The sequence below is a fragment of the Pseudoalteromonas sp. Scap03 genome, assembly GCF_013393115.1.
GTDB lineage: Bacteria > Pseudomonadota > Gammaproteobacteria > Enterobacterales > Alteromonadaceae > Pseudoalteromonas.
This window is the reverse complement of sequence record NZ_VDEU01000001.1, coordinates 53,053-75,353: the sequence shown is the minus strand read 5'-3', so window position 1 is coordinate 75,353 and position 22,301 is coordinate 53,053. Positions and strand designations below refer to the sequence as shown.

Below are 22,301 nucleotides of genomic sequence, written 5' to 3'. Positions count from 1 at the left end.
ATTGCTCAGCAGTTTGCCATTTTTACTCCCCTTTGTTGCCACTTCATGGTGTTTTAATACAGCTATTGAAATTACCAATACAACGCAAGTGCCAACCAATAGCTTGCCAACCATTATTAATAGTAAGGAATAGACCATGAAGAAAACATTAATCGCACTCACACTTGTTAGCACTTTTTGTACGCCAGTATTTGCTGCGGATACCCCATCAAAAGAAGCAAAAAAAGAAACAATAGTTGGCCTGAGCACCGGTGCCATTATTGGTGGCGTGGTTGGTGGCCCAATTGGCGCGTTTGTAGGCGCATTTGCTGGTGGTTTGATTGGCGATGCCAAGGTGGCTGAGCAAACCATTGCTGAGCAGCAGCAAGCTTTAACTGTAATGGCAGAGAAAACCAACGACTACCAGCACGTACTTAATCATAACAGTCACCTAGAGGCGCAACTTGAACTACTGGCGCAACAAAATGAGCAATTAACTCAATCGCAGCTTAATAATTTATTGGCGATGACGGTGCAATTTAAAACAGGCTCTAGCGATATTGCTCCACATTTTGCCAAGCAGCTTGATCAATTGGTTGCGTTATTAAAAAGCCAACCGCAACTCGCACTCGATTTAAGTGGCTTTGCCGATCAGCGTGGTGAAGAGCAAGCAAACTTATTACTTTCAAAAGCCAGAGTAAACGCCGTACAAAGTTACTTAATTAAACAAGGTGTAAGCCATATACGTTTAAGCGCACAAGCATTTGGCGAGCAACAAAGCATAGCAAATAGTAACACCCTTGAAGATAACTTTTTTGACAGGCGCGTTACTCTCACTACCCGTGCGCTTAATCAAACGACTGATCAAACAGCAAGCAATTAATCGCAAGGCGTTCGATGGAGTGATTTATGTTGAGTAAACCCACCAAAGTGCTTACCAAGGTAAGCCTTTTTATTTTTATTATTATCGTGCTTTTGGCCAGCTTTAAAAGCCATGCACAGTCGCCAAAACTATCCTTGTTTGATAGCCAAGGAGTGGCGGTTAACCCTGGGGTTATTTTAAAAAGCGATGCAAAAATGACCCTAACAGGGCTAATTAATCATGTTGTAGTAACGCAGCACTACATAAATGAAAATCCTTTTGCCGTAAATGCACGTTATTTATTTCCTTTACCCGATGAAAGCGCCGTGCAAGCAATGACCATGCGCATTGGCGAGCGAGTTATTAAAGGTAAAATAGCAAAAAAACGCCAAGCTGAAAAACAGTACCAAGCTGCCAAAAAAGCAGGCAAACAAGCTTCATTGCTGCGACAGCAGCGTGCAAATATGTTTATTACAAATGTGGCAAATGTAGGGCCAGGAGAAGAAATAGTTATAACGCTTGAGTATCAAGAGATTATTGATTACCAACACGGAATCTTTGCGATTCATTTTCCAACCACAATGACGCCACGCTATCATGCAATAACAGGGGAAGTTAACGATGAACAAGATACACATGCGATAACAAGCACTAACACACCTTCGTTTACTCCACAGGGTTGGTTAAGCCCTGTTTACACAAAACAAACCAATGAGGCGGCAAATGCCAGCGATTTAAGCTTAACAATTAACATGGATATAGGCTTAGAATTGGTTGATATAAACGCTAAGTACCATCAAGTTAATATTGAAAACCCTGCATTTGGGCAATACAGCATTGTGCTAAAACCACAGCAAGCCATAAATAGAGACTTTGTACTTGAGTTTAAGCCACTTCAACTAGCGCAAGCGCAAGCTGCACTTTTTACTCAGCAAGCACAAAATGGTGAGCAGTATGCGTTAGCAATGCTAATGCCGCCAAGCGATAGCTTTACTCAATCTCAGCGTTTACCGCGTGAAATGGTGTTTGTAGTTGATACTTCGGGATCTATGCATGGGCAGTCTATTGAACAAGCTAAAAAAGCGCTGTTTTACGCATTATCATTATTAGATAGTGATGATAGCTTCAATATTGTCAGTTTTAATAGTGAGGTTGCAGCCATGAGTGAGACCCCATTAATTGCCAGTGACTTTAATTTACGTCGAGCAGAGCGCTTTATTTATAACTTACAAGCCGATGGCGGAACTGAAATAAAAGGCGCACTTGATGCAGTACTCGATGGTGCGCAGTTTGAAGGGTTTGTACGCCAAGTTGTATTTTTAACCGATGGTAGCGTAAGTAACGAAGATCAGTTATTTAAACATATTGCGCATACCTTAGGTGATAGCCGTTTATTTACCGTGGGCATTGGTAGCGCGCCTAACCGTTATTTTATGCGTCGTGCCGCTGATATAGGCAAGGGAACTTACACCTTTATAAGCAGTGCTCATGATGTGCAGCCGAAAATGCAGCAGTTGTTTGATAAACTTGCTCACCCGGCTATGACTAATTTAGCGTTAACAAATACAAATGGAGACAGCTTAGATTTTTGGCCCTCACCTTTGCCTGACCTATATTTTGCTGAGCCTATTATGGTGGCTATTAAATTAGACACTACCGATGCAATTACTTTTACGGGGCAAACGGCGCATGGGGAGTTTAAGGTTAAGCTTAATCCGCAAGCAAGTTCAAAAGCCACGGGAATTGATAAGCTTTGGGCACGTCAAAAAATAAAGTCGTTATTGTTATACAACCAACAAAGTGTTGTAAAACAGCAAGTGCAGCAGCTCGCGCTTGAGCATCAATTACTTAGCCCATTTACTGCGTTCATTGCCATAGAAGAGACCACTATTAAAGAAGTTGCTAAACAAAGCACACAAGTGGCTAATACTATGCCACAAGGAATGACCATGCGCTTGCCGCAAACAGATGGGCAAAGCAAAATGCATATTGTGTTTGGAGCATTACTACTTCTAGGTGGTCTGTTGTTAGTAAGGCGCTGTAAATGAAAAAGTGGCTAAGCATAGGTTTACTAGCCTTGGGGCTGAGCTTGTTTGGCCATGGTGTATACATGCAGGCAAAGGCATGGCTTGCACAAGTGTTAATAGAGCAAGCTTGGCAAACAGCCCTTAAATCGCCTAATAAAAAAATTAAGCCGTGGTTTTATGCTGATAGTTACCCAGTGGCAAAAATAATATGGCCAAAGCATAATAAACGACTAACCGTGCTTGATGGTGCAAGTGGTAGAAATTTAGCGTTTGCGCCGAGCCACTTTTTACCAGCAGGGGATTTAGGTGGGGCTGATTTTGGTAATTCGCAAGGAGCACTTATTGCTGGCCACAACGATACCCACTTTGCGTTTTTAAAAAACGCTAAAGTGGGGGAACAATTTTCTCTACAACTTAAAAATGGCCAAGTGCAACATTATTCAGTGACTCATGTTGAGGTGATTAATCAGTACAACACCGATTTTTTGCAGCAATCAGGGTTGTATTTATTAACCTGTTACCCTTTTGATTCACTGGCCTCGGGTACCGATTTAAGATGGTTAGTGTCGGCAGAAATATCCTCACCCGAAGTTGAGTTAGGAATATCGACCACTAGTTCTTGATGGCGTTGGCTAATCATTACGCCTATAAACACCACAAAAATGCTGATCCACTGCCCAAGAGTTAGTACTTCGTTGAGGATAATGGCTGACAAAATTAAAGTGAAAATAGGGATTAAATTAGAGTAAGCTGCTGCAGTTAATACCGACACTTTACTAATCGCATAGTTGTACATGCCGTACCCACCCAAAGTAACACAAGAGCCTAAGTACAAAATGCTCATTAGTGCGGTTAAATCGTGTTGGTTTTCACTAGGTAGATCAATAAATAATAAAAACGGAGCAAAAAACACACTACCACTCACGCCTTGCAGAGCAATTAATGTGAGTGGGGAGTAGCGGTTAGCTAAATGTTTTATACACACGGTATAAAATGCCGCGCACACCATGGCCATTAATTCTAAAAAATTCCCCAGTAATGGGTTTGGGGCTTGGCTTGAACTCGGTGAGAGCAAGGTCAGTAAAATACTACCGCCAATACACAGCGTAAAACCCACCACAATAGCTCTACTAATATGCTCTTTGAGCATGAAAAACGCTAAAAATGCCACAATAATGGGTAAACAAGAAACAATCACCCCCGCCTGAGACGCTGAGGTATATTCCATTGCGTGGCCTTCAAATAAAAAGTACAAGCAAGGCTCTGCCAGTGACATGCCTAATAAGTACTTCCAATCGCCTTTTAAATATTCAAAGCGAATTACGTAACGCCATAAACATAACGAAATCAGTAAAGTGGTGAGCATACGTAAAAATATCACCAAGGCAGGGTCATAAATCGCAATCGCGTATTTAAGTGCAATAAAGGAGCTACCCCACAAAAAGGTGGCAATAATTAAACATAAACTGGCAGGCATAAGGTGTAATTTAATCGGTTGAATATAGTGCGATCCTAGCATGCAGAGGGGGTGATTGAATATTTTTTACTTGTTCAAAAATACCGAACTGGTATAAATAAATTCATCATTTATTGCGCTAAGTAAAAAACATGCAAAGGGATCAGGTCGTAGTTGTAAAGCTAGGTACAAGCGTACTCACTGGCGGTACCGATAAGTTAGACAAAGCACATATGGTGGAACTTGTTCGCCAATGCAGTGAGCTAAAAAAGCAAGGTCATCACGTTATTTTAGTATCAAGCGGTGCGGTTGCCGCAGGTCGCGAACAGCTATTAAAACCCTGTGGGCGCACATTAATAGACAAACAAATGTTGGCCGCCATTGGACAGGGGCAGCTCATTCATATTTGGCAAAGCTTATTTGCGTTGTATGGCATTAACGTCGGGCAAATGCTACTAACGCGCGCGGATGTTGACGACAGAGAGCGCTATTTAAATGCACGCGATACCCTCAATGCCCTATTAAATTACGATGTAGTGCCGATCATTAATGAAAATGACGCAGTTGCTACTAGCGAAATAAAAGTAGGTGACAACGATAACTTGTCGGCATTGGTGGCTATTTTAGCCAATGCCGATAAGTTACTGCTACTGACCGACCAACAAGGGTTATTCACCAGCGATCCGCGCACCGACATTAACGCCACCTTGATTGACGAAGTTACCCATATTAATGATGAGTTACGCCAACTTGCGGGTGGCAGCGGTACGAACCTAGGCACAGGGGGTATGGCAACCAAATTACAGGCCGCGGATATTGCCAGAAGAGCTGGGGTTGAGGTGATTATTGCCAAAGGCGCTGATGAAAATGTGATTTTAAAATGCATGAGCGAGCAACTACCAGGCACCCGTTTTTTAAAACTTACCGCGCCTAAAGATGGTCGAAAAAAATGGTTATTGGCAGGGCCTAAAAGTAGTGGCCAAATTTTAATTGATGCCGGTGCGGTGCATGCATTGCAATCTAAGGGGGCTAGTTTACTTGCTAAAGGTATTACGCGTGCAATAGGTGAATTTGAACGTGGAGATTTAATTAACTTAATTGATGTAAACCAGCAAATTATTGCACGCGGGTTAACGCGCTTTAGCCATCTTGAAATCGATAAAATAAAAGGCGCACATTCTAATCAAATCAGCCATTTACTTGATTACGATAGCGGCGTGGAAGTGCTACACAGAGATGATATGGTGGTGTTGTAATTAAGCACTTTTTTAACGATATAGCGCAACGTATAATCCGCTTATAGTGTTGCGCTTTTTTGTGTTAAAATCTTGCACCTTAAATTTGTTGTAAAGAGTATTGAAGATGAAATTAGTTCGCTGGGTTTTAGGTTGTATCATCTTATTTTTTAATTTTGTTTTTACGCCGCGTAGCAAAAAACGTGATCCGCAAGAGCAAACTAAGCTTGATCAGCAAACCGCACAATTTAAGCTCTATCAATTCAAAGCATGCCCTTTTTGTGTAAAAGTACGCCGTTCAATTAAGCGTGAAGGCTTAAAAATTGAAACACGCGATGCAAAAAATGATGAGCAATACCGCCAAGAGCTATTAGAGCAAGGCGGAAAAGTTAAAGTACCTTGTTTACGTATTGAGCAAGATGGCCAAGTTAAATGGCTTTATGAATCAAACGATATTATTGCTTACTTAAACAAAGTAGCCGCTTAAAATATTTATTGGTATTTCATACCATCTCACTTATTAAAAGAGACATTACCATGACAATTCGTACCCGTGTTGCTCCGTCACCAACTGGTGACCCGCATCTTGGCACCGCTTACATTGCCTTATTTAATTACTGTTTTGCTAAACAGCAAGGCGGTGAATTTGTACTTCGTATTGAAGATACTGACCAAGTTCGCAGCACACCTGAATCTGAACAAGCCATCATGGATAGCTTACGCTGGTTAGGCCTTGAATGGGATCATGGTCCTGATGTAGGTGGTGAGTTTGGTCCATACCGTCAATCTGAGCGCAGTGATTTATATAAAAAATACGCTCATCAGTTAGTTGAAGACGGCAAAGCATTTTATTGTTTCGCAACCAGCGAAGAACTGGACCAAATGCGTGAAGAACAAATGGCCGAAGGTCTGCGTCCTAAATACGATGGCCGTGGCTTAAACCATACAGAAGACGAAATTAAAGCAAACCTAGCTGCTGGTAAACCGTACGTTATACGTATGAAAATCCCAAGCGAAGGTACCTTTAAGTTTAACGATTACCTACGCGACGAAATTGAGATCCCGTGGGAAAACGTAGACATGCAAGTGCTATTAAAAGCGGATGGTTTTCCAACTTACTTTTTAGCAAACGTGGTGGATGATCACCATATGCAAATTAGCCATATTTTCCGTGGTGAAGAGTGGATAAACTCAGCGCCTAAGTTATTAAAACTTTATGAAGATTTTGGTTGGGAAGCACCGGTACTAGGTCACTTACCATTACTGCGTAATCCAGATAAATCAAAACTGTCTAAGCGTAAAAACCCAACTTCGATTAATTACTACAAAGAAATGGGTTACTTACCAGAAGCGGTGCTAAACTACTTAGGCCGTATGGGTTGGTCAATGCCTGATGAGCGTGAAAAGTTCACCCTTAACGAAATGATTGAACATTTTGACATGAAGCGTGTATCGCTTGGTGGCCCAGTATTTGACGTAGACAAGTTAAGCTGGTTAAACGGTATGTGGATCCGCGAAAACTTAACTGATGCAGAGCTAATGCAGCGTTTTGTTGACTGGAAATTTAATGGCGACATGCTGGCTAAAGTATTACCAGAAGCTAAAACGCGTATAAATACGCTCTCTGACATGGTTGATTTAGCAGGGCACTTTGTAGGCGGCATCCCGACCTACGACCCAGCGCTATTAACCGCAGGTAAAGCTGACGAAGATGTTATTCGCCAAGCGCTGCAGTTTTTTGTATGGCAGCTAGAAGGCTTACGTAGCTTTGAAAAGCCAGCTATTTTTGCAATTGCAAAAGAAGTAGCCACCTTCCACGAGCTTAAAATTAAAGACTTCTTAGAGCCTATATTTGTGGCTATTACCGGCAAAACATCATCAACTTCGGTATTAGATGCAATGGAGATTTTAGGGTCTGACCTATCGCGTGCACGTTTACGTGTTGCGCTTGCCCATTTAGGTATTTCTAAAAAGCAGGCTAAAAAGATAGAACGCGCATACCGTGATTACCCAAGCGCGTAATTAATCCTAATTCAGGTTAGCTATTTAAAAGCCGCTTAAATTAAGCGGCTTTTTTGTGCCTGTAATTCTAAGATGGAGTTGCCAGCATCGGGTAAGTAAATAAGAAAAAGTGAAACACGTTAACGAGCCAATGACATAAAATGGCCCATTCTAATCGGCTTGTTTTATAGTAAATATAGCCATAACCAAAACCTGCTACGGCCGCCACAAGCATATAATGAGTTCCAGCTGAAAAGTGTGCCAGTGAAAATACACAAGTACTGATCACCGGTGCGAGCAGTGCAAACCTGCTCGGGGTTATTAGTTTTGAAAGCTTAGTTTGTATCACTCCCCTAAATAATGCCTCTTCTGCAACGCAGGTAAAAAGTAGGTTGATAGCTATAAATAACAACCAAAATTCAGGTACTTTTGGTGCAAATTCAACAAGGTTTAACGTTAAAGCAGTTATAAGCGCCGCTAAAATAGTGATAATTATGATTAAGGCAGGGTAGCCGATAGTTACTGGCTTTATCGTTTTGTTTTTTGCAAAAAAATAAGCGCTCAGCATTAAACCCGCTAATGCTTTATCGAAATTAGCATACAGGGTAAATGCAATTGCGTTACTGGTGACTTGTTCATTAACAACAATTGGCAGGTTATTAAAACCCGCAAACCAATGTAAGGCTAACCCGAGTGAGGCTATTATAAATAAAGACGTTAGAACATTACCTTTTAACGCTGAGGTTGCCAATAGCGTAAAGTGAAACAATCCCACATAAACAGCTATAACAGCAACCGCGTTTAAATTTATATATTCTTGATAATAGGCAGTAATAACACTTAGCAGCAATAAGTATTGCCATAATGGTTGGCGAAATACAGTGAGTTTACACTGTGGGAAAACACATAAAATAGCGGCAGCTAAAAAGTAAAAAGTCATTGGCAAATACAGCTTGTTGTTTGATAGAGGGAAATGAGAGAAAACGAATTACATAGCGTTATAGTTTCAATTAGATAATTTTGAGCTATTAATAATTATAGGCTTGTCCTGTACAAATAACGGCTAAATCACAATTGTAGCGAGATACTGATTGGCACTGCTCTAGTGTAAATGCATTGCCACCTAAATAAAGCACATCATTTTTAAGGGATTCTATAGCTTGTGATTTCAAACGGTTATAGGTAATTGAGGATGTTCGCGTATTATCTGATTCATCGCAGCTTTCGCCTTTTATTCCACCAAGGGGGCTTGCACCTCTATCGAGAGCGTCCTGAATACTGTAAAACTGCTCTAGGCCACGTTTTTTAATGTGGCTTGAAACGTGTTCTGATAAAACGTCGTCGTCGATATTGGTTGTGTAAGTAACGTTATTACAGCCAGTTAAAAATGAAACCGCACATATTAATAAAGAAAAATACTTCATTAGTTAATCCCTTAAACTCGTATTTGCCTAATTTACTTAGTTAATTAGTGGGTTGCAAATTATCATTTTTCGCCTTTATTAAACAGATTCGACCTCTCAAGATTTTTTTTCTGGTAGTATAGCTAGGTTATAAGCAGTTTAAGCAGTGAACACACTATGTTAAGTCCTTACTATCAGCAGCATGCTGATTATGTTTCAATTTCTCGTGAGCAAGGTTGTCGCTTTGCTAAATGTGTAGCCGACGACTACAACCCGCTTCATGATAAAGACGCTAAAAAGTTTTGCGCACCAGGAGACTTACTTTTTTCTCTAGTGTTAGACCGCTATGGCATTAGTGAGCGAATGGAGTTTACCTTTGCCGGTATGGTTGATGAAAATACCAAGCTAAATTTTCCAGAACAACCTGGAGAAGAGTTTGATGTAAACCATGGCGAAAAAGTAATTTTAAAGGTTAAACGCGATGGTAAAACCAGTAAATGCCCAACACTTACAAACAGTTTAATAAAAAATTATGTTGAGTTCTCAGGTGCTGCGTTCCCGCATGTAATTATTCCTTTAATGGGCAAGCAAGAGGTAATGATAAACCCTGCGCGTCCTATGATTATTTATGAATCAATGATAATTAACCTTAATAACATTGATATTAAATCACCGACTCTAGAGTTTGCAGAGCCAAGCTTTGAATACGCTGGTAAACGCGGCAAAATAACCTTGCGCTTTAATTTATTAGAAAACGGCGAAAAAGTGGGTTTTGGTGAAAAACACATGGTCGTATCGGGTATTCGTGAGTACTGTCAAAGCACCGTAGATGATTTAATTGCATTTTATAATGAACGTAAAGCCACATTAAAACCGGCTTAAATACTTCATTTTATATAGGCGCTATTTAGCGCCTTTTTTATTACTAAAGCTCAGGTATAATAGCGTTCTTTGTTATTTTAAAGCCAAGCTTATGTCTGCCACATCGTTCTCATCACTAGCCCTAGACCCGTTACTATTAACGGCAATAGAGCAAAATAATTACACTACGCCTACCGCCATTCAGCACAAAACGATACCGCCAATTTTAGCGGGCAAAGACGTTATGGGCAGCGCTCAAACTGGCACCGGTAAAACAGCCGCTTTTGTTTTACCGCTATTACACAAGCTTTTAAATACCGCTAAAAAAGACGAACCAGGCATTGCTCGTGTGGTTATTTTAACGCCCACTAGGGAGCTTGCTCAGCAAGTATTTGCAAGCTTTGAAAAATACGCACAAGGTACAGATATAAAAGGTGCACTTGCCTATGGTGGTGCAAGCATTGGTCCACAAATCAAAGCACTTAAAACAGCGCAAGTAATAGTGGCAACGCCAGGGCGCTTACTTGATCATATAGTGAAGGGCAGTGTGGTGCTTTCAAGCGTGGACTCTTTAGTATTTGATGAAGCAGACCGTATGCTTGATATGGGTTTTATTGACGAAATTAAACGAATACTGCGTCATATCCCAGGCGATCGTCAAACCTTACTGTTTTCCGCCACCTTTGATGACAGTGTATTTGAGCTGAGTAAAAAATTGCTTAAAGATCCTGAGCTTATTGAAGTTGATAAGCGCAACTCTGCTGCTGTAGAGGTTGAACAAGTTATTTACGCAGTAGATGAAGACAGAAAGCGCGAACTGGTATCGCACATGATTGGCATGAAAAACTGGCGCCAAGTACTTATATTCACCCGCACAAAACAAATGGCCGATAAGCTTGCCAAAGAAATGTGTAAAGATGGTTTAAAAACCGAATCTATTCATGGTGATAAATCACAAGGTGCTCGCGACCGCGCATTACAAAACTTTAAAGAGGGTAGTACGCGTGTTTTAGTAGCCACCGATGTAGCGGCGCGCGGTTTAGACATACCGGCACTTAAATACGTAATTAACTTTGAATTACCATATATAGCTGAAGATTATGTGCATCGTATTGGCCGTACAGGACGAGCTGGCGAGCAAGGCCTTGCAATGTCGTTAGTGAGTCTTGATGAGCAATGGCTACTTGAAGAAATTGAAGTACTGCTTGATACGCGTTTAGCCCCACAATGGCTTGAAGGCTACGAGCCCGATTTAAATAAGCCGCCAAAAGACAACCGCAAAAACACTAACAAAGCGCGTAAAGATCGCGATAAAAAACGTATTACAGGGCAAAGAGCGCCAAATAGACGCCGAAAGTAAAAATTAGAGTGTTCTTAAAGCACAATTAAGTTACTAAATATCTTTAATTATTCCATTATTTGCGTTTGAGTATAGGTACATTTTACATCTACTCTTTAATTTTGAGTCAATGTAATTAATACAGTGATTAATACTACCTTTTAAGCATTTTTTTTTGCCTATACTTAGGTAAATAATAGCGGGGGTATAAAATGTTTGAGACTGATAAGTGGGCATTTACTGGCCTTGATGGTCAGATATCACTAGATAAGTGGCAAAAAATAATTGATTTAATTGCTGAGTTATTTTCAGCTCCCTCCGGATATATAGTACAGGCAACAAGCATAGGTTACCGAGTAGTTATCAGAAAAAACGAGGGTGGGTCAACCTTTGAGACCAACCCTACTATTCCTCCTGAAAGTGATATGTTTTGTAGGCATGTGGTCGAAAGTGACAATCTCTTATATGTTAATGATGCTGCTAGTACTGAAATGTGGAGCGCCATGCCTGAGGTAGTTGAAAATGGCGTTAACTCCTACTTAGGTTTACCCATTCACTGGCCGCAAGGAGATGTATTTGGGACGCTTTGCTTAAAAGACAACAAAGAAACAAACTATACGAATGAATATTTTGAGCTCATTAATCAGTTACGAGACTTAATAGAAGACGATTTAGCGCTTGTATATAATTTTGAAAAAATGCGCGAAATTGCAATGCTAGACCCGCTCACTAATATTTATAATCGTCGAGCATTAAGTTTACTTGCTCAGCAAAAACTAAACCTTTCTCATCGTTTAGGTTTTGATGTGTGTTGTTTATTTATCGATATTAACGACTTTAAAAAATTAAACGATAACTCTGGCCACGAAGCGGGCGATAAAGCCCTTATTACATTAGCCACAACGTTAAAAAAGCACCTAAGAGATGCCGACATCGTGGGGCGCTTAGGAGGCGATGAGTTTGTTGCTGTCATGCAAATAAATGATAAGAGTAAACTAGACCACATTATAAATACAATTTCGATTGAGTTTGCTAATGCACTAGTATTAGATGGAATTTGCGAGTTATCACTAAGTGTTGGTTATAGTTTTTCTGAGCAAAAAAAGCAGCCATTTGAAACACTTTTAAATGATGCAGACCAATCAATGTATAAAAATAAGCAAAAATATAAGTTAAATAAAAAAATCGGTTATTAAATCGTTAATTGCTATTAACTTGTTATGCCAATATACACAGCAAACTAATTAACATATACGCATGCTATGTACGTGAATTTTTTTAGTTTGAAACTATACTTTGTTTATAGCTAATGAGTGGGTAGTTGTATGAAAGGTATTATTTTTACTGAATTTCTAGAAATGGTCGAGATCACATTTTCACCAGCAGTTGCTGATCAAATCATTGAGCAAAACGAACTGGATTCCAATGGGGCTTATACCAGTGTTGGTAACTATAATAAGCAAGAGCTTTTAAAGTTAGTGACCTCACTGAGCAGTATTGTTGATATTCCGGTTGATGTACTCGTTAAAGAATACGGTAAATACTTACTAAAGCGCTTCTTAGTCTACTATCCACAGTTTTTTGAAGAGCTCACTACAACGTTTGATTTTTTAGATACCATAGATCAGCACGTGCATGTAGAAGTTAAAAAACTATATACCGACGTTGAGTTGCCCACCTTTAAAACCAACCACTTAAGTAATACCCAAATGCAGATGATTTATCATTCAAGTAACCCATTTGCCATGCTCGCTGAGGGATTAATAGAAGGCGCAGCCGAACATTTTAAGGAAAATATAAGTATAAGCAGCGATATCAATGACGATCATCAAGTTGCTACGTTTAACTTAACATTGGTAGGTTAGATATGGACATTGCTCTTTTACAGCGCAGGTTAGAGCGAGAGCGTTTGGCGCGAAAAGAAGCTGAAAAGCTATTAGAAGCCAAATCATTACAACTTTACGAAGCCAATGAAGTGCTCAAAGGAGCGGCTGAAAACTTAGAGCAAGAGGTTGCTAATAGAACCCATGCCCTCAAACTTGCGAAACAAGATGCAGAAGCTGCAAATAATGCTAAATCAGACTTTTTGGCAAATATGAGTCATGAGATTCGTACCCCGATGAATGCAATAATTGGCATGGCTTATCTTGCTTTAGATACCGGGCTTTCTGATAAGCAACGCGACTATGTTGAAAAAATTCACTATTCGGCAGAGTCTTTATTAGGGATCATTAATGATATTTTAGACTTTTCAAAGGTCGAAGCGGGTAAAATAGAGCTAGAACAAAAAGAATTCAATTTTAATATCTTTCTAGAAAATCTTGTCAATATTATTAGCACGCTAGCATCACAAAGAAAAATTGAAGTGCTGTTTGATATTGACCCCTTACTGCCTGACTTTTTTATTGGTGATGCATTAAGGCTTAATCAAGTGCTGTTAAATTTGCTTAATAATGCACTGAAGTTCTCAACCCGCGGCAAAGTTGTATTAGCTGTAAAGTTAGCGCAAAAGGTAGACAATTTTTGCAGTGTCACTTTTTCTGTTTTAGATAATGGCATTGGAATGAGCCAAGCACAAGTAGACTCACTATTTAAACCTTTTACTCAGGCTGACGTGTCTACAACGCGAAAGTTTGGTGGGACTGGGCTTGGCTTGGTAATAAGTAAAACGTTGGTAGAACTAATGCAGGGAAATGTTTTAGTAAACAGTAAACTCAATAAAGGAAGTTGTTTTAGCTTTACTATTCCACTTAGCTATTCGACTAAAAAAAGTGAGTTTGAAATATCACATGTTAGGGCTAAGCAGGCCCTTGTTATCGAAAGTTCAGACAGTACGTTAGCATCATTACAAACGCTGCTTATTGGATTTGAAGTTAAAGTTGATATTGCAAATAATATCAACCAAGTGCTAGACCGGTTAAGCGCCTTACATGATTACGACTTTATTTTTATAGATTGGCGTACTTTAAATTTAAATAATGACAGGGCTGCGCAGTCTCTTCGAAGTGAACTCAAATTAAATGCGAAAAAGCTAATCGTAGTAGCACCTTGTGAAAATAAAGCACTCAACGAAAGCCTACTAGGATTTGCTGATAACACTTATAAAGTGCTGATCAAACCAATTATTAAAAGCACATTATACAATGTACTTTTACAAATTATGCATATAAAAACACTTAATAAGCCAGAATCACAAGAGAGCTCAGATACACAAAATGCATTACAAAAGCTTCAAGGTATTCATATTTTATTGGTTGAAGACAATCCGCTCAATCAGCAAGTAGCAACACAAATACTTCGCAAAAAAGGCTTAATCGTTGATGTTGCCAATGATGGTATTGAGGCATTAGAAGCGCTAAAAAATAAAACCTATGATGGGGTGTTAATGGATTGCCAGATGCCCCGAATGGATGGTTACACAGCAGCCAAAGAAATAAAAAAACAAGCAAAGTTTAAAAATTTACCCATTATTGCAATGACTGCTAATACAAGAGAAACCGATTTACTAAAGGCGAAAGGTTGCGGTATGAATGGCTATATTTCAAAGCCTATTAAAGTTGAAAGTATGTTTGAAGTAATAGCAAAATGGGTGTGTATTTAATCTTTTGTTTTCAATTATTTTATTAACTAACTTGGAAATATAAAAAAGGCAAGCCAGCAGCTTGCCAAGTACGGTATAAATCAGTTTAACTTTACGCTATCAGTTTCTCCGCAAGGTTGAGTTCCATTGTGGCTTTTAATAAACGGTATAAGTTAATAGACGCATCTATTTCTTCTTTACGATTGGTTAAGCTTTCAATATTTAAACCCAGTGGCACACCTAAGTGCGCACAGCTTTTTAAAATTGAGTCGAGATTTTCACGACAAATACGCACTGATTCGCTTAGTGTATTTTCCGAATCAAGCATGCGCCATTTAGTTGCCTCTGGCACCGAGATACCTAGCCACTGCATAAACTCCAAGGTTTTTTCACCACCACAAGGCGTAAAGGTTAATATAATCCGATTAGGTGTCAGGCCTTGTGCTTTGCATGTGCGCGCATAACTGGTTATTAAATCTATGGTTGCTTGTGCATTGTAAACGGCTTGAGAGATAAAAAACTGGCATCCTTGTGCTGTTTTTTCTATTAAGCGTTGGTGCTCGTTGCGCTTATTGGCATGGCGCTCAGCAATGGTTACACCACCTAAAAAGAAATCTTCAGACTGCTCTGCCAGTGTTTTATAGGCATTCGGTAAGCTCAGCTTTATATCACCTGCTGATGAAGGGCTACCCACTAACACCACGTTTTTTAAATCGTAGTCATTTTTGGTTTCATCTAACCACGCTTTAAACTCACTCACACCGCGCTGAGCTACACTTTTATAAGTAATTACATCAAGATCAGATAAGCCTCGTAAGAGTTGGCTGTACTCGCGCGGATCAACTGTTTGCTTAAATGCAAATGGACGCGCTTGCTCTGTACGGCTACTTTCATCTTGAATGTCATAAATAACTACGCCGTCATATTCAATTTCGTGTAAACGGCCTAATAACTTTTCGGCAATGATTTTTAATTGCGCTTTATCAGTCCCAATTTTTGGCGGTGTTGTGCCAATTAGGTAAACACCTTGGTTGGTGTCCTGTATTTTTTCTTGAAGTGATAAAGCCATAATCCCCATTCCAGCTTAATTTGTGATGATGGATTTAATATAGCAGCCATTTAGACGTCTAGATAGATTTATTTATTGAAAGTTTCTCAACTAACGTGAATTATTTTCATAGTTAAACCAAGTTACCAGCAATAACTGACACAGTTGTTTACATAATTAATAGGCTTAGGGCTCTTATATTTAATTACTTTACGGCATACTTAGTTTGGTAAATGTTTTAAAAATTGCTCAATTTAAAAAGGGATAACAATGAAATTTAAATTATTGGCAACTAGCCTAGCGGTATCGCTGGCTTTAACGGGTTGCGCTATGCAGCAAAGTCAAAACACGCAAACAGTAGCCCAACAAGAACAAGTTAATAAAGCAGATGAGCGTGTTTTTTCACAAGATTACCTAATAGAAGAGCTAGATAACGGCTTGCGCGTTATGGTAGTTAAAACCGATTACCCAGATGTAGTATCGCTACAAATACCTGTATCTGTTGGCTCGCGTAATGAAGTGGAAGCGGGTAAAACTGGTTTTGCTCACTTTTTTGAACACATGATGTTTAAAGGCTCTGAAAAGTTTCCGCAAGATGTGTATTCAGATATTCTAAAAAATTCAGGGGTTGATAACCGCGCCTATACAACTAACGATTACACTAACTACCACTTAAATTTTTCAAAACAGCATCTTGATAAAGTACTTGAGATTGAAGCTGATATTTTTCAAAACTTAAGCTACACCGAAGAACAATTTAGAACGGAAGCGCTAACGGTTAAAGGCGAGTACTTAAAAAATAATGCCAGTCCAATTCGTAAATTATTAAGTGCGGTACGCCAAGAAGCGTTCGATAAACATACCTATAAACACACTACTATGGGCTTTTTTGAAGATATTGAAGCCATGCCAGATCAAATGGCCTACGGTAAAGAATTTTTTGCTAAGTTTTATAAGCCTGAATATGTATCGCTTGTGATTGTTGGTGATGTTGAGCCAAAAGAGACCATGGCGATGGTTAAAAAGCACTGGGGTAACTGGCAAAAAGGCGACTATGTTGCTGATATTCCAAAAGAGCCAACTCAACAAGCGCCAAAATATGTGCATGAGCAAAACGAAGGATTACCTGGTCACTGGTTACTTGTGTCGTATAAAGGCGCCGCATGGGAGCCTCAGAAAAAAGACAGAGCCGCATTAGATTTACTCTCGCAGCTTTATTTTTCTAGCAATTCAGATATTTACCAAGAGCTGGTAGTAGAAAGGCAAATAGCGAGTCAAATGTTTACCTACAACCCAGAGACAAAAGATCCAGGGTTACTGCATGTATTTGTAAAAGTTGAAAATGCCGATGATTTAGCCACAGTACGTGATGCCATTAATCGTACGTATGCTAAAGCGCGTACCGAGTTGGTTGATAGCCAAAAACTCAGCGATTTAAAGTCTAACCTTAAATACAGTTTTATAAATGGTTTAGATTCATCGCAAGCAATTGCCTCTACACTTGCCAGCTATATGCATTTTGAGCGCGATCCTGAGGTGATTAATCAGCTGTATAAATCGGCAGACAATATCACTAGCGAAGATATTAGAGCCGTTGCAAATAAGTATTTTGTTGATAATGCCCGCACCACAATTACTATGTCGGCACTTGATAAAGCCCCTGGTTTTGAGCAAGAAAGCGACTTAAATGCCTTGGTAGCTAAGTATCAGCAAGCACCGAGTAAGCCTATCTTTAAGGTGCTTGATAAAACCAATAGCTCGCCGTTAATCGATATTAACTTATTATTTAATACCGGTGCCGCTGCCGATCCGCAGGGTAAAAAAGGCGTAGCGGCTTTAACTGCCGCAATGCTGGCGCAAGGTGGCTCAACCTCAATGAGTTACAAAGATATTAAAAAGGCAATGTATCCGCTGGCGGGTAGTTTTGGTTATCAAATAGATAAAGAAATGCTGTCGTTCCAAGGGCGTATTCATAAAGATAATGCTGCTCAGTGGTATGCTTTAGTGAGTGAGCAGCTGTTAAGCCCAGGCTTTAGAGAAGATGACTTTAAGCGCCTGAAAAAAGAAATGATCGATGGCATTAAATCAGGCTTAAAAGCTTCTAACGACGAAGAGTTGGGTAAAGAAGTGCTCTACAGCGTGCTTTATAAAGGCCACCCTTATGAAAGCTATAACTACGGTGACTTATCTGATTTAGAAGCGCTGACTCTTGATGATGTTAAAGCGTTTTATAATGCTGAACTTACACAAGCTAAACTTACTGTGGGTTTAATTGGTGCCGTACCTGAAAAACTTAAAGCACAAATGTTAGCTGACTTGGCGACACTTCCAAAAGGCGAACAAAGCCGCTTAACAATCCCTGATGCGCCAGAGCTTAAAGGTCATCATGCAACAATTGTTGAAAAGTCAGCGCAATCAACAGCTGTATCGTTTGGCTTTCCTATTGATACAATTCGTAGCAGCGAAGACTGGACTGCATTGTGGCTAGTGCGTTCGTACTTTGGTGAGCATCGTAGTTCTAACAGTTACTTGTACGAACGTATTCGTCAAACGCGTGGCATGAACTATGGCGATTACGCCTATATTGAATACTTCCCTAGGGGTATGTTTCAAACTAAACCTGATGCAAACTTAGGCCGCTCGGAGCAAATATTCCAGGTGTGGCTGCGTCCACTGCGCTCAAACAACGATGCGCATTTTGCTACCCGTACCGCATTATTTGAGCTAGATAAATTAATTAAAAATGGCATGACTGAGGCTGATTTTGAAGCCACACGTAACTTTTTAATTAACTTTGTGCCGCAAATGGTTGCTAGTCAAAATCGTCAGTTAGGTTATGCGCTAGATAGCGAGTTTTATAACACCGATAGTTTTGTAAACTACGTTACAAGCAAACTGAAAACATTGACTGTTGACGATGTAAATCGAGTGATTAAAGACAACCTACAAACCGAGAATATTCACTATGTGTTTGTTACCGGTGATGGTGAAGATATGCAAAAACGTTTAGCAACTATGCAAACCTCGCCTATGGTGTATAACACCGATAAACCTGCCGAGTTAGTGGCTGAAGATAAAGTGATTGCTGATTACAAACTGGCAATACCAACGAAAAATATTGAAGTAGTGAAGGTGGATAAAGTATTTCAATAATTTAAGTTTTTAAGTATTAAAAAATGCCCCGGAGCCTTAAGCATTGGGGCATTTTTATATTTTAGGTTGTAAATACTTGGGTCTGTTAACCTTTGCGGATTAAAATTTGTTCAAACTAGGGGCGGTTTAATCGCGGCGCGAGGTTTGTAACCTAGTGGGCTCGATAACTGCTCCTGCGTTATTCTACTGGCTTACATCCATGTAAGAATAAGTAAAAACCGAGCAAAGCTTCCGCGTCCTGCTCACGCCCCTTACCTACATCCATGTAGACAACAAAGAGTAAATCGCCTCTAGGCAGAACCCTTCGGGTAGCGCCTTCATCTACTTATGAGGAATAACCACACTGCATAGGCTCTGCCTTGCTTAAATACCAAACAGGCTGCTGCAAATTTAACCTTGAAAGGTCAACAGACCCTGGTTATATCTAATAACTAGAACAAATAACAAAGGGATTAACACCTAGGCGGCTAAATCCGTTAGAATTAGCGGTAGGCTCTTTGTACTAATCTTAAGGCATTATTATGCGTCATGAAATTTGGCAACAGCTTCGCAGTGAAGCAAATGAAGTAGTAACCCGTGAACCTCTTTTAGCGAGCCATGTGTATTCGTGTATTTTAAATCACGAATGCTTAGGGTCTGCATTGAGTTTTATTGTTGCTAATAAACTAGCTGACGCTGTGGTTTCTGCCTTTACAATCCGTGAGCTGTTTGACCAAGCTTTTGTAAAGTGTGACCGGATGCTGACGTATGTTGCTCATGATATTAAAGCGGTAAAAGACCGTGACCCTGCGGCCGAAACCTACCTTACTGTGATTTTAAATTTAAAAGGGTTTCATGCGATACAAGCGCACCGCTTAGCTAACTGCTTATGGCAACAAAACCGTAAAGAGCTTGCACGCTTTATTCAAAGCCGTACCTCAGAGGTGTTTGGGGTTGATATTCACCCTGCCTGTAAAGTAGGCCAAGGCATCATGTTTGACCATGCCACCGGTATTGTTATAGGTGAAACTGCAGTAATTGAAGATAATGTATCGATATTACAATCGGTTACATTAGGTGGTACGGGTAACGAGCAAGGCGATCGCCATCCTAAAATTAGAGCGGGCGTACTTATTGGTGCGGGTGCTAAAGTGTTGGGTAATATTGAAGTAGGCGAGGGCGCACGTATTGGTGCAGGCTCTGTGGTACTAAGCCCTGTGCCACCTCACACAACTGCTGTTGGTGTACCTGCAAAAATTATTGGTCGTCCTGATTGTGAGTGCCCGGCAGAAAGTATGAACCAAAACTTTTTAGAATACCCCGAGCCAGAAAACGAATCGCACACCAGTGCCATGCTTTAATTTTTGAGTACCTAGAAATGATATATAAAAGTAACCTTGTGGCCATGCTGCTCTGTTTTTCTTCAGGCGTGGCGTTAGCAAGTGGTTACTTTTTGTTTTTTAAAGATTCCACTGGTGTTTCCTCAGCGCCCAAACAAGCTGTAATCTCTTCGCCTAACACTCAAGTCAATAATCAGCCAACTACTTTGCAAGGTTTAGTGCAGGTTAATAAAGCCCAAGAGGCTGATCAACAAACTCAGCTAGCACAACATGTGGTTGAGCTTAATCAGCGGCTTGAAAAAAAATCAATCCAGCTTAAGCAGTCTCAACAACAGCTAAAGTTAAATCAATTAGAAAGTGTAGAGCTTGATGATGAGCTCGCAATACAGTTTGAGCAAGAAGCTGATAATCTCGAATGGAGTTACGAGCTTGAAGTCGCGTTAAATGACTTTTTAATTATTAATGAGTTTGCAGATAGCGCGGAGCTTACAGCGCTTAAGTGTAAGCAAACAATTTGCAAGTTTGAGCTTACCATAAACCAGAATGCCGTTAGTTATGGGGCTAAATTATGGCGCGAGATTAACGATAAGCTTCATCTTGAACCTTGGTGGCAGCAATTTAAACTCAGTGCATCTCAATCTAACGATGCCCGTATTGAGTTTACCGTAAGTACGCAAGGCTAGCGCTTAGCAATATGGCTAAGCTTCTACCTTTGAAATAACTTGGCCATCTACTAACTCAGTGATCAACACATCACCCACTTTTACATCTTCCACTGATTTAACCACTTTATTTTGCGCCGTTTTCGTTATGCTGTAACCGCGCGCTAATACATTAAGGGGGCTAACCGAATCAAGCCGACTCGCCTGTAAGGCAAGCGTATTATTTGCGTTTTGTAGTTGCTGCTGCATCGCTTGGTGTAACCTTGCATGTAGCTGTGCTAACTGATGGTTTGCATTTGCTAGCTTTTTATCTGGTGATTGGCGCATTAGGCGTGGAGTTAAATTAGCTAACACGCGTTCTTGCTGGTATAAACGCTGACGCATTGCCTGTTGCAGTGCAATACTCAACTCATCTAAGCGTTGTGACTTTTGGTTAAGCTGATTGCGCGGGTGGCATAAATTTAAACGATGCTGTAGCTGAGTTGCCAGTGCGCGTTTATCGGCAATGTCATGTTTAAATGCATTCGCTAAACGGCTAATTAATTGGTTAACTCTATTGTGCAGTTCTTGCGTATTGGGGCTTACTAGCTCTGCGGCCGCCGAGGGCGTTGCAGCGCGCACATCAGCGACATAATCGCTAATCGTGGTGTCTATTTCATGGCCAACAGCGCTCACAATGGGTAGTTCGCTTTGATAAATTGCACGAGCAAGTTGCTCATGATTAAAACACCATAAATCCTCTAATGAACCACCACCGCGCCCAAGAATAATCACATCGACTTCGTTACGACGATTTGCCAGCTCTATTTGCTTGATTAAATGACCATGCGCTTCTTTGCCTTGCACCATAGCAGGATAAATAACCACTTCTAATTGCGGCGCACGACGTTTTAGCACAGTTAAAATATCTTTAATTGCGGCGCCTGTAGGTGAGGTGATCACCCCTATGCGATTTATGTTTTGGGGTAGGGATTTTTTATAAACGGAGCTAAATAAACCCTCTGCAGCCAAACGCATTTTTAGCGCGTCAAACTCTTGCTTAAGTTGCCCTTCTCCTGCAGGTTCCATGCTTTCTACAATAAGCTGGTAGTCACCACGGGGTTCGTACAAAGATACACGAGCTTTAACGGTTACTTGTGCGCCATTTACAGGGCGGTAGCTTTGGTTGCGATTATTACCTCGCCACATGGCGGCTTTAATTTGCGCTTTGTCGTCTTTTAACGAAAAATACCAGTGCCCAGATGCTGGGGTGATAAAGTTTGAAATTTCACCGGTGAGTACTAAAGACGCAAAACCTTGTTCAAGTAAGGCACGTATTTCACGATTAAGGCGAGATACGGTATAAACCGTTTGCGAGGGCTTAGAAAACATAAAAA

The 22,301-nt window shown here is 40.3% G+C and carries 19 protein-coding genes; 14 read left to right on the top strand and 5 right to left on the bottom strand.

Translation table 11 applies throughout. The features are described from left to right. Positions 1-136: 136 nt before the first annotated feature. The 3 genes from pdsO to FHG08_RS00315 are packed head-to-tail and all read left to right on the top strand — an operon-like array spanning position 137 to position 3,491. Complete coding sequence (gene pdsO, locus FHG08_RS00325) at positions 137-862, top strand: sortase-associated OmpA-like protein PdsO (protein WP_036956574.1); 726 nt, start codon at positions 137-139, stop codon at positions 860-862. Between the two features lie 26 nt (positions 863-888). Further along, a complete protein-coding gene (locus FHG08_RS00320; RefSeq protein WP_178956500.1) occupies positions 889-2,889 on the top strand; it encodes a marine proteobacterial sortase target protein in 2,001 nt (666 codons plus the stop codon). Then, positions 2,886-3,491: a class GN sortase gene (locus FHG08_RS00315; RefSeq protein WP_178956499.1), complete on the top strand. Its 606-nt coding sequence runs from the start codon at positions 2,886-2,888 to the stop codon at positions 3,489-3,491. The genes FHG08_RS00320 and FHG08_RS00315 overlap by 4 nt, the downstream gene beginning before the upstream one ends. Here FHG08_RS00315 and FHG08_RS00310 read toward each other — a convergent pair. After that, positions 3,386-4,345 carry a DMT family transporter gene (locus FHG08_RS00310; protein ID WP_178956498.1) on the bottom strand — a complete coding sequence of 320 codons (960 nt, stop codon included), beginning with the start codon at positions 4,343-4,345 and terminating at the stop codon, positions 3,386-3,388. The genes FHG08_RS00315 and FHG08_RS00310 overlap by 106 nt on opposite strands. 131 nt (positions 4,346-4,476) lie before the next feature. Between FHG08_RS00310 and proB the strand changes: the two genes are divergently transcribed. The 3 genes from proB (at position 4,477) to gltX (ending at position 7,581) form a co-directional block, all read left to right on the top strand. After that, a complete protein-coding gene (gene proB, locus FHG08_RS00305; protein ID WP_033102848.1) occupies positions 4,477-5,580 on the top strand; it encodes a glutamate 5-kinase in 1,104 nt (367 codons plus the stop codon). A gap of 106 nt (positions 5,581-5,686) precedes the next feature. Beyond that, complete coding sequence (locus FHG08_RS00300) at positions 5,687-6,046, top strand: glutathione S-transferase N-terminal domain-containing protein (RefSeq protein WP_008111110.1); 360 nt, start codon at positions 5,687-5,689, stop codon at positions 6,044-6,046. Between the two features lie 50 nt (positions 6,047-6,096). After that, positions 6,097-7,581 carry a glutamate--tRNA ligase gene (gene gltX, locus FHG08_RS00295; RefSeq protein ID WP_008111109.1) on the top strand — a complete coding sequence of 495 codons (1,485 nt, stop codon included), beginning with the start codon at positions 6,097-6,099 and terminating at the stop codon, positions 7,579-7,581. Between the two features lie 67 nt (positions 7,582-7,648). Here gltX and FHG08_RS00290 read toward each other — a convergent pair whose 3' ends face one another. Together FHG08_RS00290 and FHG08_RS00285 are read right to left on the bottom strand one after the other, a co-directional pair. Further along, on the bottom strand, positions 7,649-8,500 hold the full coding sequence (locus tag FHG08_RS00290; RefSeq protein WP_178956497.1) for a CPBP family intramembrane glutamic endopeptidase: 852 nt from the start codon (positions 8,498-8,500) through the stop codon (positions 7,649-7,651). 88 nt (positions 8,501-8,588) lie between these two features. Further along, a complete protein-coding gene (locus FHG08_RS00285; protein ID WP_178956496.1) occupies positions 8,589-8,984 on the bottom strand; it encodes a hypothetical protein in 396 nt (131 codons plus the stop codon). Between the two features lie 156 nt (positions 8,985-9,140). Here FHG08_RS00285 and FHG08_RS00280 point away from each other — a divergent pair, with 156 nt between their 5' ends. The 5 genes from FHG08_RS00280 to FHG08_RS00260 all read left to right on the top strand — a co-directional run bounded on the left by FHG08_RS00280 (position 9,141) and on the right by FHG08_RS00260 (position 14,764). Continuing rightward, positions 9,141-9,845 carry a DUF3581 domain-containing protein gene (locus FHG08_RS00280; protein ID WP_016900441.1) on the top strand — a complete coding sequence of 235 codons (705 nt, stop codon included), beginning with the start codon at positions 9,141-9,143 and terminating at the stop codon, positions 9,843-9,845. Between the two features lie 91 nt (positions 9,846-9,936). Continuing rightward, positions 9,937-11,184, top strand: coding sequence for a DEAD/DEAH box helicase (locus FHG08_RS00275; RefSeq protein ID WP_138570835.1), 1,248 nt, complete (start codon positions 9,937-9,939; stop codon positions 11,182-11,184). 191 nt (positions 11,185-11,375) lie between these two features. Further along, a complete protein-coding gene (locus FHG08_RS00270; RefSeq protein ID WP_178956495.1) occupies positions 11,376-12,359 on the top strand; it encodes a sensor domain-containing diguanylate cyclase in 984 nt (327 codons plus the stop codon). 129 nt (positions 12,360-12,488) lie between these two features. Further along, entirely contained in the window at positions 12,489-13,028 is a 540-nt protein-coding gene (locus FHG08_RS00265) for a heme NO-binding domain-containing protein (protein WP_138606890.1), read from the top strand. A gap of 2 nt (positions 13,029-13,030) precedes the next feature. Beyond that, on the top strand, positions 13,031-14,764 hold the full coding sequence (locus FHG08_RS00260) for a response regulator (RefSeq protein ID WP_178956494.1): 1,734 nt from the start codon (positions 13,031-13,033) through the stop codon (positions 14,762-14,764). Between the two features lie 91 nt (positions 14,765-14,855). On the opposite strand, the gene FHG08_RS00255 is transcribed toward FHG08_RS00260, so the two are convergent. After that, positions 14,856-15,812, bottom strand: coding sequence for a methylenetetrahydrofolate reductase (locus FHG08_RS00255; RefSeq protein WP_178956493.1), 957 nt, complete (start codon positions 15,810-15,812; stop codon positions 14,856-14,858). A 249-nt stretch (positions 15,813-16,061) separates the two neighbouring features. Between FHG08_RS00255 and FHG08_RS00250 the strand changes: the two genes are divergently transcribed. From FHG08_RS00250 to FHG08_RS00240, 3 genes are all read left to right on the top strand, one after another. Then, positions 16,062-18,944: a pitrilysin family protein gene (locus FHG08_RS00250; RefSeq protein WP_178956492.1), complete on the top strand. Its 2,883-nt coding sequence runs from the start codon at positions 16,062-16,064 to the stop codon at positions 18,942-18,944. 521 nt (positions 18,945-19,465) lie between these two features. Further along, positions 19,466-20,284, top strand: a complete 819-nt coding sequence (gene cysE / locus FHG08_RS00245) for a serine O-acetyltransferase (protein ID WP_008110273.1) — start codon at positions 19,466-19,468, stop codon at positions 20,282-20,284. Positions 20,285-20,301: 17 nt separating this feature from the next. Further along, positions 20,302-20,946, top strand: a complete 645-nt coding sequence (locus FHG08_RS00240) for a hypothetical protein (RefSeq protein WP_178956491.1) — start codon at positions 20,302-20,304, stop codon at positions 20,944-20,946. 15 nt (positions 20,947-20,961) lie between these two features. On the opposite strand, the gene xseA is transcribed toward FHG08_RS00240, so the two are convergent. Next, the gene (xseA, locus tag FHG08_RS00235) at positions 20,962-22,296 is read right to left on the bottom strand and encodes an exodeoxyribonuclease VII large subunit (RefSeq protein WP_178956490.1); all 1,335 of its coding nucleotides are present in this window, start codon (positions 22,294-22,296) and stop codon (positions 20,962-20,964) included. Between the last annotated feature and the right edge of the window lie 5 nt (positions 22,297-22,301).